The sequence below is a fragment of the Pseudomonas saponiphila genome (assembly GCF_900105185.1).
Classification (GTDB): Bacteria; Pseudomonadota; Gammaproteobacteria; order Pseudomonadales; family Pseudomonadaceae; genus Aquipseudomonas; species Aquipseudomonas saponiphila.
In genome coordinates, this window is sequence record NZ_FNTJ01000001.1 from 3,097,883 (window position 1) to 3,112,311 (window position 14,429).

The following is a 14,429-nucleotide window of genomic DNA, read 5'->3' on the forward strand; positions in this document are numbered from 1 at the left end:
GCCGCAAGGGAGGATTCTGGCACCTTCCCTGCAAGCTTCAGACGGTGGTTGACAGGGTTGCGGCTGGTCGTTGTTTAATCGCCAGTCACGTCCTGTTGCCCCCTCCAATAACTACTCTGGAGCTTCAGATGTCTGCCTCGTCCCCGGTTGTTGATACTCCCTGCGAATACCTGTCTTACCCGGCTCTGGTGCAGTTGCTGGAGTCGATTTTCCTGGGCCACGGCTGTCGCGCCGAGGTCGCCCGTTGCCTGGCCGAGAACTGCGCCGGCGCCGAGCGTGACGGCGCCCACAGTCATGGCGTGTTCCGTATTCCCGGCTACGTCTCGACCCTGGCCAGTGGCTGGGTCAATGGCCAGGCGCAGCCGATGGTGGAAGATGTCGCCGCAGCCTTTGTCCGGGTCGATGCCGACAATGGCTTTGCCCAGCCGGCCCTGGCGGCGGCCCGCGAGCTGCTGGTGCACAAGGCCCGGGAGGCCGGGATTGCCGTCCTGGCGATCCGCAACTCGCACCATTTCGCCGCACTCTGGCCGGATGTCGAACCTTTTGCCGAAGAAGGGCTGGTGGCCTTGAGCGTGGTCAACAGCATGACCTGCGTGGTGCCCCATGGGGCCGATCGGCCGTTGTTCGGCACCAACCCGATTGCCTTCGCCGCGCCCCAGGCCCAGGGCCAGCCGATTGTCTTCGACCTGGCCACCAGCGCCATTGCCCACGGCGATGTGCAGATTGCCGCGCGCGAGGGCAAGCGCCTGCCCCTGGGCATCGGCGTCGACAGCCTGGGGCAGCCGACCCAGGACCCCAAGGCGATCCTCGAAGGCGGGGCGCTGCTGCCCTTTGGCGGGCACAAGGGCTCGGCGCTGTCGATGATGGTGGAGTTGTTGGCCGCGGCGCTGACTGGCGGACATTTCTCTTTCGAATTCGACTGGTCCAATCATCCCGGGGCCAAGACGCCCTGGACCGGGCAGTTACTGATTGTCATCGATCCGAGCAAGGCCGCCGGACAGAGTTTCACCGAGCGCAGCCAGGAACTGGTGCGTCAGATGCACGCGGTGGGGCTCAAGCGCCTGCCCGGGGAGCGCCGGCATCAGCAGCGCGAGCGTTCGCTGCAACAAGGGATTGCCATCGGTGCTGCGCAACTGCAGCAGTTGCGGGATCTGGCGCGGGGCTGAAGGGTATGGAAATGCAGGCCAGGCCAACGAGGGACCTGGCCTGCAGGGGCGGTCAGGAACGACGGCCGAGCAACAGGCCGACCACCAGCCCGACACCGGCGGAGATGGCCACGGTCTGCCACGGGTGGCCACCGATGTATTGCTCGGTGGCATCCACCACCGGCTTGCTGCGTTCGCGCACATGGCTCACCGAGTCCAGCGCCTGCTTGAGCTTGAGGCTCACCTGCCGACGCAGGCTTTCACCTTCTTCGCCCACCAGGGTGGCGCTGCCCTTGAGCAGTTTTTCCGATTCTTCGATCAGCGCCTGCAACTCGCTGAAGGCCTGGTCCTTGATTTGATCGTTTTCCGCTTGCGCGGCTGATTTACGAGGCATGAAGTTTTTCCTTGGACAATGTGAACGGTGGTGCATGAGCGCGCCTTCTGGAGCAGAAGGCCGGCTCAAGCCGATTGCAGTCTGCGGCAGCGGCTGCAGTGATCGGGTACCTGCAATGGAGTCCGCTGCGGTGGCAAAAGTTGCAGCCATTTTGCCCCTTGCTTGCCAGCCCGGGGTAAACCCGTCAGCCCCTACAGTGTAAGATGTCGCCTATTTTACGCAGCAGGAATTTCCCATGAGTTTCAATCTGGCTAACAAGCCCCTGGCCGAACGCGCCGCCATCGAGGACGAGAAGTCCCGTCTGTTCGAACTGTGGCAGAGCAACCTGGGCAAGGCCAAGGGCGAGGCCGCGCGGTTGTTCGGCGAGCGCGGCAAGCGCAAGGGCAAGTGGGCCGAGTGGGTCCGCGCGGAACTGGACGGCATGTCGCCGCCGGAGTTCTCCAACATGGTGCGCAGCGAAGTCAATCGGTTGATGGCGGCGAACAAGTAATCGCGAAACACTCGACAATCGCTTCACGTACCTTCACCAGCAGCGGGTCGATCTGTGGGCTGGTGCGCCAGCCCAGTTCGATCGGATAGCGTGGCAGTGCCAAGGGACAGGGCAGCAACTGTAGGCCGGTGAACTCGGCGATGCGCCGCGCGGCATGGGCAGGAATGGTCGCCACCGCCTGGCTGCCCTTGAGCAGAAAGGGCAGCGCGGCAAAGTGCGTGGTCGAGGCGCAGACCTGGCGGCTGAGCCCCAGATTCGCCAATCCTTCATCGGTGATGCCGATAAAGCCTTGCGACGACACCAGCAGGTGTTCGCGCCGGACAAATTCCTCCAGGTCGATCTGCCGTTGCCCGGGTGCCAGGCTGGCCGGGTCCGCCAGGCACAGGTAGTCGCCTTCCCCCAGCACTTGCCGACTGAGCAGGCGCTCGGCAAAGCCGCCGGCGCTGATGGCCAGGTCGACGCTGCGCTGCAACAGCGCCTCGGCGACGATCTGGCTGTGGGTCTGGCGGAAGATCAGCCGCAGCTTGGGCGCCCGTCGGGCCACGGCCTCGATCATCTGCCGGCCATAGGCAATCTCGAAATCATCCGATAGCCCGACCGTCACCGAGCGCCCCTGATAATCGGCGCTGTCCGGAGCAACCATGGCCAGGCTCTGGCGACACTTGTTCAGAGCCTCAGTGACCACCGGCTTCAATTGATTGGCCTTGAGGGTCGGCGCCAGGCCGCGGCCGGTGCGAACGAACAATTGATCGCCATACAACTCGCGCAGGCGGCGCAAGGCCGCACTCATGGCCGACTGGGTGACTCCCAGGCGCAGAGCCGCGCGGCTGGCGCTGGACTCGTCATGCAGGGCTTCGAAGGCCTTGAGCAAGTTGAGGTCGACGCTGGCGATATTCATCTGGTTCATATCATTAAGCACTGAGTTGGGGTTTATCGATGATCAGCGGCGGCAGGACAATGCGCAACACCTGATCGTTCGAGGAGTCATGTCATGCCCAAGTCCATCGTCGCCGCCCTGCAAATCGGTGCCTTGCCAGAAGGCAAGGCCGCCACCCTGGAGCAGATCCTCTCCTATGAGGGCGCGATCATCGAAGCGCGTGCGCAGTTGGTGGTGATGCCCGAGGCGCTGCTGGGGGGCTATCCCAAGGGCGAAGGCTTCGGTACCCAACTGGGTTACCGCCTGCCGGAAGGGCGCGAAGCCTTCGCCCGCTACTTCGCCAATGCCATCGACGTCCCCGGGGCCGAAACCGAGGCCCTGGCCGGGCTGTCGGCGCGGACCGGGGCCAACCTGGTGCTGGGGGTGATCGAGCGCAGCGGCAGCACCCTGTATTGCACGGCGCTGTATTTCGACCCGCAGGCGGGGCTTGTTGGCAAGCACCGCAAATTGATGCCCACCGGCACCGAGCGGCTGATCTGGGGTAAGGGCGACGGCTCGACCCTGCCGGTGCTTGACACCCAGGTGGGCCGGGTCGGCGCGGTGATCTGCTGGGAAAACATGATGCCGCTGCTGCGCACCGCGATGTATGCCCAGGGCATCGAAGTCTGGTGCGCACCCACGGTGGACGAGCGCGAGATGTGGCAGGCGAGCATGCGTCACATCGCCCATGAAGGTCGTTGTTTCGTGGTCAGCGCCTGTCAGGTCCAGGCCTCGCCGGAGGAACTGGGGCTGGAGATTGCCAACTGGCCGGCGCAGCGCCCGTTGATTGCCGGCGGCAGCGTGATCGTCGGGCCCATGGGCGATGTGCTGGCCGGGCCGCTGGTGGGCCGCGCCGGGCTGATCAGCGCCGAGATCGACACCGCCGATCTGCTGCGTGCGCGTTATGACTACGACGTGGTCGGCCATTACGCACGCCCGGATGTATTTGAGCTGACCGTGGACCAGCGCGCCCGCCCCGGGGTGCGCTTTACCTGAGCCGGCGCCACTCTTCGCGGGTGATCTCCCACAGCTCCACGGGGAGCCGCCCGCTGACGAATTCGCCTTCTTCCGAGCGGACCAGGCGCATGCCGCCACGCTCGGAAATCTTCCGCGAGCCCTGGTTCGGCGCCGCCTTGGGCACGCGCATCAAGGGCCGTTGCAGCACCTCGAACCAATAGTGGTCCACCGCCTTGCAGGCCTCGCTCATGAAGCCCTGGCCCTGCCATGGCGGGGCCAGCCAGAAGCCGCGGTTGTCGTCAACCTGGTCCATCAGGCTGATGCAGCCGATCATCCGGCCCGGGTCGCTGTGCAGGCGCAGGGTCCAGTGCCACTCCGTGCCCCGGTCCATGGCCGGCAGGGCCATGTCACGCACGAAGCTCAAGGCGCCGTCGGCCGGGTAGGGCCAGGGCACCAGGGCGTTGAGGTAGCGCACCACTTCCCAATGGGGAAACAGCTGCTGGATGGCGTCGGCATCCGCCAGTTCCAGGGGCCGCAGCAACAGGCGCTCGGTGTGCAGGGTAGGCAGGCTGCCAATCATGATCAGGACTCCTTGTGAGGTTTGCCGAGCAGCAGATGCTCGCCGAGAAAGTCGACGAACACCCGCAGCTTGGGCAGCAAGTGCCGGCTGCTGGGCCAGAGTATGGAGAACTTGCCGCGCTCTTGCTGGAAGTCGTCCAGCACCGACACCAGGCTGCCGTCGGCCAGGGCGCCGCTGACCACGAAATCCGGCACGTAGGCGATGCCCAGGCCCTGGCTTGCGGCATGGATCAGCGCTTCCAGGTTGTTGCTGGTCAGGGCGCTGCCCAGCACCAGCGGCGCGGCGCTGTCCGCCAGGTGCAGGCGCCACTGCTGCAGTTGGCTGCCACCGGGAAACTTGTAACGCAGGCAGGCGTGGTGCTCCAGATCCCTGGGCGTCCGGGGTGTGCCGTGGCGGGCGAAGTAGCCGGGCGCACCGACCAGCACGAAGCCGAAGGGCCCGAGGCTGCGGGACCTGAGTTGGGAATCCGGCAACTCGCCGCTGCGGATCACTGCATCCACCCCCTCGGCGATGACGTCGATCAGCCGGTCGTTGAAGTCCAGGTCCAGTTCGATGTCCGGGTAGCGCGCAGAGAACGCCGGCAGGATCGGCAGCAGCATGCGGTAGCCGATGGCCGGCAGGCTGACCCGCAACCGCCCCCGGGGCGCATCGCTGAGCCGCGCCAGTTCGGCTTCCGCTTCCTGTACCTGATCGACGATGCGTTGGCCGCGTTCGTAGAACAGCGTGCCTTCGTCGGTCAGGCTGATGCGCCGGGTGCTGCGGTTGAGCAGGCGCACGCCGAGCCGCTGTTCAAGGCGCGACAGGGCCTTGCCCACGGCCGAGGCGGACAGCCCCAGGCGCTCGCTGGCGGCCACCAGGCTGCCGCTCTGGACCACGCAGACAAACACTTGCAGGCCATTCAGGTTGTCCATGGTGCACCTCGATTGCAGCGTTTTTGTCCGTAAAGAGCGGAATAATGCCCTGTTTTTTATCGATTGCGGCCTGCCTATCCTGGGTTTTTCTTCAGTCAGCCCTGATTGCCGGGGCGTAGAGGTGTCCATGAATCCTGAACTCGACCTATCCCTGGGGTTGCCGGCCCGCACCCGCGAGCGGGGTGCCTACGGTGTATTGGCGGCGGTGTGCCTGGCGGCGCTGATGCTGCCCCTGACCTTTGTCGGGGTGGCCGTGGCGACCCCGGCCATCGCCCGCGAACTGGGGGGCAGCCCCCCAATGTCATCAACCTAAGCTGCAGCCCTGCCCAAGGCAAGCCCCCCGAAGCAGCCAGCCGCCATGGCCGTCGGGCGATGACCAGGCCTCTGCCGCTCAATCAGGCGGTCTAACTGGGCTGGCGGTGATGTGATCATCGTCTGTTCCAGCTGTCTAGGCGAGATTTCTCGTTCTCCGGACGAGCCTATGCCGACCGCTTGTGGCCAGCTTTTTTTGCACGGAGGTTGGGCGGTGGTGTTTCTTCAGCGCGTCGGTTTGTAGCCCTCACAACCTCGGCTGGCTGCGCGTTTGCGTTGGCGCGCAAAGCTACGGCCTGAGCGTACGGCACTGAGGCTTTTAGCCATCAAGGCCAGCACATTGCTCAGCCCCTGAGCACAGTGCCGCACCAGCAGCTCGACCAGGGTATTTTTGAGCCGTGACACGCCTTGGGTGAAGTTGACTTTCCATCGCAGCTTGCGGCCTTTGTGGCGCTGTTCGATGACTGGCTGTAGCAGGTGCTGCATCAACAGCGCCAGGTTCTTCAACAGTTGAGCGGCATGAAAGTCCTGCTTTACAGCGGTCACGCTGCGGCCGCTGAAGTTGTCCAGCGTCAGGGTTTGTTTGAGGCGACGGAAGTCGGTTTCGATGCCCCAGCGGCGGTGGTAAAGCTCGGCAAACACCTCAGCGGGAAAGGCTTCTCGATCCAGCAACGAGGTCAGCAATACCTCGCTTTCGCCGTTGGCCAACTCGACCCGGATCAGTCTCAGCTCGATCTGGTTGGCAGGATCAACGCCAGCCTCGGAGCAGAACAGACGTGCTTCAGGATGGTTGGCCACGAAAAGCTGTGTGTCTTCAACTTGGCCAGAGTGTAGAAACGCTTTGACCTGGGCGTTATAGCCACAGGGCAGGCGCATCAGGAAATGTCGCCGGTGCTGCTCGAACAGCGCGAATAACCAGTGCCCAGGGTAACCACGGTCAAACAGCGTCAGGCTGTCAGCCGGCAGGTGCTCAAGGTGCAGATGGGCACAGTCGCGCTCGCCGACGGTCAGGGGCACGATCAGGCTATGCAGGGTTTGACCGTCAGCGACTTCGTAGAGTGTGGACAAGCGAGCCATGGGAAAGCCAGAGTGACTGCCAAAGAAGGTCGCCATGGTCGACTCCAGGGGTAAATGCACGGTCGAGCCATCCACCGCGAGCACCCTCAGCCCACGCCACTTCTGGCGCAGCCCGAAGCAGTCAATTTGTTGCTGCAGGAGGCGATTGAGACTTTCAAATACCTCGGGGTTGAGCTTTTTGCGCGCTTTGCAGAAGGCCTGCGCAGTGACCATTTGCGTCTCAGTCGACGCCTGATTGAGTACGCGATAGAACTGATCGAGTTCGGTTTGCAGGGCCGTGCGCGGCTGATTGAGCAGGAACAGGACGAGGTTCTTGAAGGTGAGCTGGCGTCGGCGGGTAAAGTCTTGAGGATTCTGGCGGTGGGCGGCGATGAAGGCGGGACAATCGAGCGGACTGGTTACTTTTTGTACAATTTTCAAACCAGGGCTTGGCTGGCGGTGTCAAGCGATGCGGTATAGGTAGTCAAAAGGGCTTCTCCCATGCACTGATTTGAGCGCTAATTATATGATATTTATGGATAACTTCCAAAGTTGATGACATTGGGCAGCCCCCTGGCCCTGAGCTGGACCACCAACGCCTTCATGCTGACCTTTGGCAGTGTGTTGATGGCCGCCGGGACCCTGGCCGACGAGTACGGTCGCAAGCGCCTGTTCAGCCTGGGGGTGGCGCTGTTCGGCCTGAGCTCCCTGGCCCTGGTGTTCGTGCCGTCGCTGCTGTGGCTCAACCTGCTGCGCGGAGTCCAGGGGCTGGCCGGCGCCGCCGCCCTGGCCGGTGGTTCGGCGGCCCTGGCCCAGGCCTTCGACGGCCCCGGGCGCACCCGGGCTTTCAGCTTGCTGGGCACTACCTTTGGCGTCGGCCTGGCCTTTGGCCCGATCCTCGCCGGGGTCTTGGTGGAGCACAGCGGCTGGCGCGGGATCTTCGTCTCCGGAGCGCTGATCGGCGGCCTGTCCCTGGCCTTTGGCGTGCCACGCATGCAGGAGTCCAGGGATCCCCAGGCCCGGGGCGTGGACTGGCCCGGGACCTTGAGCTTCACCCTGGCCCTGGTGCTGCTGACCTGGGGCATTCTGCAGGCGCCGCAAAGCGGCTGGAGCAGTCCCTGGGTCCTGGCGTTGCTGCTGGGAGCGCTGCTGGCCCTGGGGTTGTTCATCCTCGTGGAGCGGCGGGCGGCGCGGCCGATGCTCGACCTGTCGCTGTTTCGCTACCCGCGCTTTGTCGGGGTGCAGGTGCTGCCTATCGCCACCTGCTATTGCTACGTGGTGCTGCTGATCCTGCTGCCGATCCGCTTTATCGGCGTCGAAGGTTACAGCGAGATCGACGCCGGGCTGCTGATGCTGGCCCTGTCCGCGCCGATGCTGGTGGTGCCGTTGGCCGCGGGCTGGCTCAACCGCTGGTTCAGCGCCGGCAATCTGTCGAGCCTGGGGCTGCTGGTGGCCGCCGGCGGGCTCTGGTGGCTCAGCCGTCTGGCGCCGGGGCAGGGTGCCGGCGAACGGGTCTGGCCGTTGCTGGTGATCGGCCTGGGCAGCGGCCTGCCCTGGGGCTTGATGGACGGTCTGTCGGTGAGTGTGGTGCCCAAGGAGCGGGCCGGCATGGCCAGTGGCATCTTCAGCACCACCCGGGTGGCGGGCGAGGGCATCGCCCTGGCCCTGGTGGTGGCGTTGCTGGCGGCATTGCTGCAACAGGCGCTGGGCGCCCACGGGGCTTCGGGCGACGCCCTGTCACTGGCCGCCCGGCAACTGGCCGGCGGTGATCTGGCGGCCAGTGCCGGGGCTTTGCCGAGCTGGTCCCGGGAGGCGTTGCTGCACAGCTATGCCCAGGCCTTCAGCCAGCTGTTGCAGGTGCTGATGGTCATCACCCTGGTGGCCGCCCTGGTGGTCAAGGTGGCGCTGCATGAGCCGCGCCACCCGCGTCGCCTCGGCAACTGATCAGCGGAACTCGAAGAACTCGTAGTGCAGGTTGGCTTCGGGAATCCGGTACTCGTGCATCAGTTCGCGGACCTGGGCCAGCAGCCCCTTGGGGCCGCAGAAACTGATGCGGATCTGCTGCGGATCGGTCTGCGCCGCGGTGCGCTGCAGGGTCTGCGCCAGGGACTCGGTGCCGCCGCTGTTGGCGACGAAGTCCACGCCGCGGGCCTGGGCCATGCCTTGCAGGGTGTCGACGCTGGGAAAGGCCCGGGACGGGTTGTAGCAGTACACCAGGGTGGCCTTGTCGAACTCCCCGGCGGCGGCGTCCTGCAGCCAGGAAATGAACGGCGAAATGCCCACGCCGCCGCCGATCCAGATCTCCCGGGCCGCTTCCTGGGGGCGCTTGAAGCGGCCATAAGGTGCGTAGAGATCAGCGCGCATGCCGACCTTGACCTGCTTGCGCAACCGTTGGGTGTAGTCGCCGAGGGCACGGATGACGAACTCGATGCGCCCGTCCTCGGCCTGGGCACTGGCGATGGTGAAGGGGTGCGGCTCGCGCAGGCCCTTTTCCTGCATCGACAGGAACGCGAACTGCCCGGCCTTGAAGGGAAAGCCCCGGCCCAGGGGCTTCAATTCCAGGTGCAGGGAGTTCTTCTCCACCCGGACCGCGCTCACCTGATATTCGCCGGCCTTGGCCACCAAAGGGTAGAGCAGCAGTTTGTACAGGGCGCCCAGCACCCCGAGGATGCACAGCGCGCCAAGCCACAGGCCCGATGGCGAGTCCAGGGTGATCGGCGACTTGAAGCTCAAGCCGTGCAGGATCACGATCAGGAACAGCGGCCCGGACAGCTTGTGCCACCAGCGCCATTGGCTGTAGGGAATGTTGCGGTTCAGCGCCAGGAGCACGATCAGGCCCAGGGCCACGTAGCTCAATTGGCGCACCAGGCGGGTCCAGTACTTGGACAGTTCGAGGATCGGCACGCTGTTCCATTCATCCAGGTTGGCCTTGAACACCAGGTGATAGCTGGCGAACGCCAGGGCCCAGATCCCCAGCCATTTATGCACCTCGTAGACCCGGTCGAGGCCGCCGAACAGGCGCTCGACAACGCCCCAGCGGGCGGCCAGCAAGCAGGACAGGGCCATGTAGGCCAGGGCCGTGCTGCCCAGGACCATGCTCAGGGTGGCGGAGGTCAGCCAGGTGGTGGAAGGGATCTCCAGCAGGAGAGTGAACGTGGTGATCAGCAGAACGCCGACTATCGTGTGCCAGGTTTTCAAGGGTGCATGACTCCGCTGAGGAAATGCCGTCATGGCATGAACATCGACTGCCGCAAAGGTCCCGTTGCGATGGGGGCGACGCCAAACGGCGCGATGCATGGAGTGGTGTGGCGCTGGGGTATAGCGGGATATGACAGCTTTGTTCGCGCGTAACCTGAGGCCATTCTAGCGCCTTAACCTTAATTCAAGCTGATGCGGGTCATCGATTGCGTGTTCGGTGATTGTGGGAAATGATCGAATCTCAATTGCATTTCGATTTGCTGCGCACGGCACGGGGGCAGCTGGCGGGTTGGCGCCGGCTTGCCGGCGAATGTGCACTTGGGTGTGCTGCGCGAGGCCTGGCGTGCGTCTAGCTGCCATAGCCCCGCAGACGTACCGGGGCCCGTGATGACGAGCCTGAACATGCAAGCCCTGTTGAACCAGATTCTCGATGAAGTCCGCCCCCTGATCGGCCAAGGCCGGGTCGCCAACTACATTCCGGCCCTGGCCGATGTGCCGGCCAACCAACTGGGGATTGCCGTATATGGCAACGATGGCCAGGTATTCAGCGCCGGTGACGCTGACACGCCATTCTCGGTGCAAAGTATTTCCAAGGTCTTCAGCCTGGTGCAGGCCATCGGCCATTCCGGCGAAGCGATCTGGGAGCGCCTGGGCCACGAGCCTTCGGGACAACCCTTCAACTCCCTGGTGCAACTGGAGTTCGAGCGCGGCCGCCCGCGCAATCCCTTTATCAATGCCGGCGCCCTGGTGATCTGCGACATCAACCAGTCGCGTTTCGCGGCTCCAGCCTTGTCCATGCGCGATTTTGTCCGGCGCCTGTCGGGCAACAGCCAGGTGATGGTGGATGGCCGGGTGGCCGATTCGGAATACCAGCACCGTGCCCGCAACGCGGCCATGGCCTACCTGATGCAGTCTTTCGGCAACTTCCATAACGATGTGGAGGCGGTGCTGCGCAGCTACTTCAGCCATTGCGCCTTGCGCATGAGCTGTGTCGATCTGGCCCGGGCCTTCTGCTTCCTGGCCAACGACGGTTTCTGCAAGCACAGTGGCGAGCAGATTCTCACGCGGCGCCAGACCCAGCAGGTCAACTCGATCATGGCCACCAGCGGCCTGTACGACGAGGCCGGCAACTTCGCCTATCGGGTCGGCTTGCCGGGCAAGAGTGGCGTGGGCGGCGGGATTGTCGCGGTGGTGCCGGGGCAGTTCACGGTGTGCGTGTGGTCGCCGGAACTCAACAGCGCCGGCAACTCCCTGGTGGGCATGGCGGCCCTGGAGTTGCTCAGCCAGCGCATCGGTTGGTCGGTGTTCTAGAGCTTACCAGGCGTCCGGATTGCTCAGGCTGATTCGCCCTCGATCGATGAAGCGCTGGGTGCCGAACAGGCCGCCGGCCAGCTTGCCGCGCAGTACATAGGGCAGGTTGTCCAAAGTCTGGGTCTGGCTCAGGCCCAGGGTCTGGCGCAGCACCGAGAAGGCCGAGACGCTGACCGGAATCACCAGGATGTCCTCCGAGTAGCGGCCGATATGCCCTCGCTGGTCGCTGACCCCGGAGGCCAGCGGGCGGCCGTTGACTTCCAGGTCCAGGGCCACGCCGTTGTAGTCGATGGCGGTTTCGTTGGGGTTCTGCAGGCGCAGTTTCACCGCAAAGCGCATTTCCAGCTCCTGGCTCGGCAGCGGCTCGATGCCCACCACGTTGATCGCCAGCGGATCGCGGTTGGGCCACAGCGCGCAGGCGCTGAGGCTCAGGCACACCAGGATCAGGACGAAAAATCTGCGCATGAGGCACCTGCTTGCAAAAAGGACGGGGGACGACGGGCGTCGCGCACGCAGCATAGACGCCCGCCAGCCTCAGGAGTTCGCTTTGCCGCTCATGTCCGGATCCTGCATGACCTTGAGGGTCGCGGCTTCCGGGTCGAATTCATCTTCTTCCAGTTCGAGGAATTCTTCCGGCAGGAAGATGTTGAGCAAGATCGCGCAGAAAGCCCCCACGGTGATCGGCGACTCGAAGATGTTGTGCAGGGCCTTGGGCAGCTCGCGCAGCACTTCCGGCACCGCCGCCACCCCCAGGCCCATGCCGAGGGAAATGGCCACGATCAGCACGTTGCGTCGATGCAGTCCAGCCTCGGCGAGGATCTTGATCCCGGCCACCGCCACGGTGCCGAACATGATCAGGGTGGCGCCGCCCAGCACCGGCTTGGGCATCAGTTGCAGCACCGCGCCGATCACCGGGAACAGGCCCAGCAGCACCAGCAGCCCGGCGATGAAGTAGGCCACGTAGCGGCTGGCCACGCCGGTCAGCTGGATCACCCCGTTGTTCTGGGCAAAAGTGACCATCGGCAGGCTATTGAACACCGCCGCCACCGCCGAGTTGAAACCGTCCGCCAGCAGCCCGGACTTGATGCGCTTGATGTACAGCGGGCCCTTGACCGGCTGCTGGGAAATCATCGAGTTGGCGGTCAGGTCGCCGGCCGCCTCCAGGGGCGAAATCAGGAAGATCACCGCCAGCGGGATAAAGGCGATCAGGTCAAAGGAGAAGCCGTACTTGAACGGCACCGGCACGCTCACCAGCGGCACCTCCGGCAGGGCCGCCAGGTCCACCCGGCCGAGCATCCAGGCCACCACGAAGCCCAGGGTCAGGCCGATGACGATCGAACCCAGGCGCAGCATCGGGTGGTTGAAGCGGTTGAGTACGACGATGGTCAACAGCACCAGCGCCGCCAGCCCCAGGTTGCTCGCCGCGCCCAGGTCGCTGGCGCCGTAGCCGCCGGCCATGTCGGTGACCGCCACTTTGATCAACGACAGGCCCATCAGGGTGATGATGGTGCCGGTCACCACCGGGGTGATCAGCTTGCGCAGCTTGCCGATGAACTGGCTGAGGAACATCTCGATAAAGGCCGCGACGAAACAGATGCCGAAGATGGTCGAGAGGATGTCATCGGTGCTGCCGCCCCGGCCCTTGACCATGAACCCGGCGCTGAGCAGCACACTGATAAAGGAAAAACTGGTGCCCTGCACGCACAGCAGGCCGGAACCGATCGGCCCCAGGCGCCGGGCCTGGACGAAGGTGCCCAGGCCGGAGACGAACAGCGCCATGCTGATCAGGTAGGGCAGCTCGCTTTCCAGGCCCAGCACACCGCCGAAGATCAGGGTCGGGCTGATGATGCCGACGAAGCTGGCCAGCACGTGCTGCAGGGCGGCGAAGATCGCCGCGCTGAAATGCGGACGGTCGTCGAGGCCGTAGATCAGGTCGGACTTGTAGCGGGGCGGGGAACGATCAGGTGCGGTCATGGGAAAAGGCCTGCCAGTGGCGTGTGAAAACAACGGGGGCACACGTCGGAAAGTGGACGGGACTTGGGTTGCACAGCCATGGCATGGACAAGACTTGCGCACCCGGTCAGAAAAAAGGAGGCGCAGGATGCCAGAAAGGCGCCGCGGTCAGAAGGGCAAAGCGCTGGAAAAACCTAACTTTGCCGCTGGCACCTCGTCGCCAGTCGACCTGCCCATGCTCCGGGCGCCTGCGGCGCTTGTGCCGGCCTCAGGCTCAGGCAAAGGCCCGCAGCAGGTCGTCTTCAAAGGCTTGCTGGGCCTCGCCCGGCACCTGGGCGCGGTGTCGGGCGAGGTAGAAGTCCACCTCGAAACTCAAGTGTGGCGCGCCCAGCGGCTTGAGTTGGCCGGCCTGCTCCCAACTGCGGGCGAAATGGCTGGGCAGGTAGCCGACGTGCTGCCCGGACAGAATAAAGGCCAGGGTGCCTTCCACCTGTTCGGCCCGGGCCGAGCAGCGCTGGCCCTGGAATGGCTCGTCCGGGCCGAGGAAACGATAGGGGTGGTCGACCCGATCGGCCTGGGACAGGGCGCCAAGGTCCGGATCGGGAGTCTCGAACAGCGGGTGGCCAACGGCGCAGTACAGGTGCTGTGTCTCGCTGAACAGCCGGCGGTAGTCGAAGGCGCGCTGGACCTTGGAGAAATAGCCGATGGCCAGGTCCAGGCGCTGCTGCAACAGCAGGCGCTCCATATCCCCGGGCATGGCGCTCAACAACTCGATGCGCACGGACTCATCACGCTGGCGAAAGTCATGGATGGCCTGGGCGACCTTTTCCAGCACCGAGCGATCCAGGGCTTCGGACAGCCCCAGGCGCACCTCGCCGATCAAGCGTCCGGCCACGCCGTTGGACTGGTGGCGGAACAACTCGATGGAATCGAACAGCGGACGGGTGGCGCTCAGCAGCTGCTCGCCCTTGGGCGTCAACTTGAAGCCTGCCTTGCCACGGCTGCACAGGCGATAACCGAGGCGGGTTTCCAGGCGGGCCATCTGCTGGCTGATGCTCGATTGGCTCAGGCCAAGCTCGCCCTGGGCGGCGCTGAAGCCGCCGCATTCCACCACGGTGACGAACAGCCGCAACAGTTGCAGGTCCAGATCGTGCAATTGACCCAACATCAAACATTACCTCTGGCGCATGTCAGCGTAACAAACGT

The 14,429-nt window shown here is 64.6% G+C and carries 14 protein-coding genes and 1 pseudogene; 6 read left to right on the top strand and 9 right to left on the bottom strand.

The genetic code is table 11. From position 1 onward, the window contains the following. The first annotated feature begins 128 nt into the window (after positions 1–128). Complete coding sequence (locus BLV47_RS14375; protein ID WP_092314602.1) at positions 129–1,166, top strand: Ldh family oxidoreductase; 1,038 nt, start codon at positions 129–131, stop codon at positions 1,164–1,166. A 52-nt stretch (positions 1,167–1,218) separates the two neighbouring features. On the opposite strand, the gene BLV47_RS14380 is transcribed toward BLV47_RS14375, so the two are convergent. Continuing rightward, complete coding sequence (locus tag BLV47_RS14380) at positions 1,219–1,539, bottom strand: ElaB/YgaM/YqjD family protein (protein WP_016962600.1); 321 nt, start codon at positions 1,537–1,539, stop codon at positions 1,219–1,221. A gap of 235 nt (positions 1,540–1,774) precedes the next feature. On the opposite strand from BLV47_RS14380, the gene BLV47_RS14385 reads away from it, so the two are divergent. After that, positions 1,775–2,029 (top strand): hypothetical protein, encoded by a 255-nt coding sequence (locus tag BLV47_RS14385; RefSeq protein ID WP_016962601.1) that lies wholly within the window; start codon positions 1,775–1,777, stop codon positions 2,027–2,029. Here BLV47_RS14385 and BLV47_RS14390 read toward each other — a convergent pair. Beyond that, positions 2,001–2,936 carry a LysR family transcriptional regulator gene (locus BLV47_RS14390; protein WP_092314604.1) on the bottom strand — a complete coding sequence of 312 codons (936 nt, stop codon included), beginning with the start codon at positions 2,934–2,936 and terminating at the stop codon, positions 2,001–2,003. The genes BLV47_RS14385 and BLV47_RS14390 overlap by 29 nt on opposite strands. A gap of 84 nt (positions 2,937–3,020) precedes the next feature. On the opposite strand from BLV47_RS14390, the gene BLV47_RS14395 reads away from it, so the two are divergent. Next, a complete protein-coding gene (locus BLV47_RS14395; RefSeq protein WP_092314606.1) occupies positions 3,021–3,941 on the top strand; it encodes a carbon-nitrogen hydrolase family protein in 921 nt (306 codons plus the stop codon). Here the strand turns inward: BLV47_RS14395 and BLV47_RS14400 are convergent. Then, positions 3,934–4,482 (bottom strand): GNAT family N-acetyltransferase, encoded by a 549-nt coding sequence (locus BLV47_RS14400; protein ID WP_425272152.1) that lies wholly within the window; start codon positions 4,480–4,482, stop codon positions 3,934–3,936. The two genes, BLV47_RS14395 and BLV47_RS14400, sit on opposite strands and share 8 nt — an antisense overlap. 2 nt (positions 4,483–4,484) lie before the next feature. Next, positions 4,485–5,393 (bottom strand): LysR family transcriptional regulator, encoded by a 909-nt coding sequence (locus tag BLV47_RS14405; protein WP_092314608.1) that lies wholly within the window; start codon positions 5,391–5,393, stop codon positions 4,485–4,487. Positions 5,394–5,520: 127 nt separating this feature from the next. On the opposite strand from BLV47_RS14405, the pseudogene BLV47_RS14410 reads away from it, so the two are divergent. Next, positions 5,521–5,688: pseudogene (locus BLV47_RS14410) on the top strand (MFS transporter); the annotation flags it as partial. A gap of 242 nt (positions 5,689–5,930) precedes the next feature. Here BLV47_RS14410 and BLV47_RS14420 read toward each other — a convergent pair. Further along, complete coding sequence (locus BLV47_RS14420) at positions 5,931–7,202, bottom strand: IS4-like element ISPa1635 family transposase (protein WP_143038274.1); 1,272 nt, start codon at positions 7,200–7,202, stop codon at positions 5,931–5,933. 114 nt (positions 7,203–7,316) lie between these two features. Between BLV47_RS14420 and BLV47_RS14430 the strand changes: the two genes are divergently transcribed. Further along, complete coding sequence (locus BLV47_RS14430) at positions 7,317–8,705, top strand: MFS transporter (RefSeq protein ID WP_092314616.1); 1,389 nt, start codon at positions 7,317–7,319, stop codon at positions 8,703–8,705. Here the strand turns inward: BLV47_RS14430 and BLV47_RS14435 are convergent, their stop codons facing one another. Then, complete coding sequence (locus BLV47_RS14435; RefSeq protein ID WP_092314618.1) at positions 8,706–9,959, bottom strand: ferredoxin reductase family protein; 1,254 nt, start codon at positions 9,957–9,959, stop codon at positions 8,706–8,708. A 402-nt stretch (positions 9,960–10,361) separates the two neighbouring features. Here BLV47_RS14435 and glsB point away from each other — a divergent pair, with 402 nt between their 5' ends. Next, positions 10,362–11,270 carry a glutaminase B gene (glsB, locus tag BLV47_RS14440; RefSeq protein WP_092314620.1) on the top strand — a complete coding sequence of 303 codons (909 nt, stop codon included), beginning with the start codon at positions 10,362–10,364 and terminating at the stop codon, positions 11,268–11,270. 3 nt (positions 11,271–11,273) lie between these two features. Here glsB and BLV47_RS14445 read toward each other — a convergent pair whose 3' ends face one another. The 3 genes from BLV47_RS14445 to BLV47_RS14455 all read right to left on the bottom strand — a co-directional run bounded on the left by BLV47_RS14445 (position 11,274) and on the right by BLV47_RS14455 (position 14,391). Then, complete coding sequence (locus BLV47_RS14445; protein ID WP_092314623.1) at positions 11,274–11,735, bottom strand: LEA/WHy family protein; 462 nt, start codon at positions 11,733–11,735, stop codon at positions 11,274–11,276. Between the two features lie 69 nt (positions 11,736–11,804). Continuing rightward, on the bottom strand, positions 11,805–13,244 hold the full coding sequence (locus tag BLV47_RS14450; protein WP_092314625.1) for a nucleobase:cation symporter-2 family protein: 1,440 nt from the start codon (positions 13,242–13,244) through the stop codon (positions 11,805–11,807). A 253-nt stretch (positions 13,245–13,497) separates the two neighbouring features. After that, on the bottom strand, positions 13,498–14,391 hold the full coding sequence (locus tag BLV47_RS14455; RefSeq protein ID WP_092314627.1) for a LysR family transcriptional regulator: 894 nt from the start codon (positions 14,389–14,391) through the stop codon (positions 13,498–13,500). Between the last annotated feature and the right edge of the window lie 38 nt (positions 14,392–14,429).

What these genes read in the sequence shown, in the direction of transcription:
- glsB (WP_092314620.1), top strand. Translation starts at nt 10,362, where the DNA reads ATGCAAGCCCTGTTGAACCAGATTCTCGATGAAGTCCGCCCCCTGATC.
- BLV47_RS14385 (WP_016962601.1), top strand. Translation starts at nt 1,775, where the DNA reads ATGAGTTTCAATCTGGCTAACAAGCCCCTGGCCGAACGCGCCGCCATC.
- BLV47_RS14395 (WP_092314606.1), top strand. Translation starts at nt 3,021, where the DNA reads ATGCCCAAGTCCATCGTCGCCGCCCTGCAAATCGGTGCCTTGCCAGAA.
- BLV47_RS14400 (WP_425272152.1), bottom strand. Translation starts at nt 4,482, where the DNA reads ATGATTGGCAGCCTGCCTACCCTGCACACCGAGCGCCTGTTGCTGCGG.
- BLV47_RS14380 (WP_016962600.1), bottom strand. Translation starts at nt 1,539, where the DNA reads ATGCCTCGTAAATCAGCCGCGCAAGCGGAAAACGATCAAATCAAGGAC.
- BLV47_RS14405 (WP_092314608.1), bottom strand. Translation starts at nt 5,393, where the DNA reads ATGGACAACCTGAATGGCCTGCAAGTGTTTGTCTGCGTGGTCCAGAGC.
- BLV47_RS14445 (WP_092314623.1), bottom strand. Translation starts at nt 11,735, where the DNA reads ATGCGCAGATTTTTCGTCCTGATCCTGGTGTGCCTGAGCCTCAGCGCC.
- BLV47_RS14455 (WP_092314627.1), bottom strand. Translation starts at nt 14,391, where the DNA reads ATGTTGGGTCAATTGCACGATCTGGACCTGCAACTGTTGCGGCTGTTC.
- BLV47_RS14450 (WP_092314625.1), bottom strand. Translation starts at nt 13,244, where the DNA reads ATGACCGCACCTGATCGTTCCCCGCCCCGCTACAAGTCCGACCTGATC.
- BLV47_RS14430 (WP_092314616.1), top strand. Translation starts at nt 7,317, where the DNA reads ATGACATTGGGCAGCCCCCTGGCCCTGAGCTGGACCACCAACGCCTTC.
- BLV47_RS14390 (WP_092314604.1), bottom strand. Translation starts at nt 2,936, where the DNA reads ATGAACCAGATGAATATCGCCAGCGTCGACCTCAACTTGCTCAAGGCC.
- BLV47_RS14375 (WP_092314602.1), top strand. Translation starts at nt 129, where the DNA reads ATGTCTGCCTCGTCCCCGGTTGTTGATACTCCCTGCGAATACCTGTCT.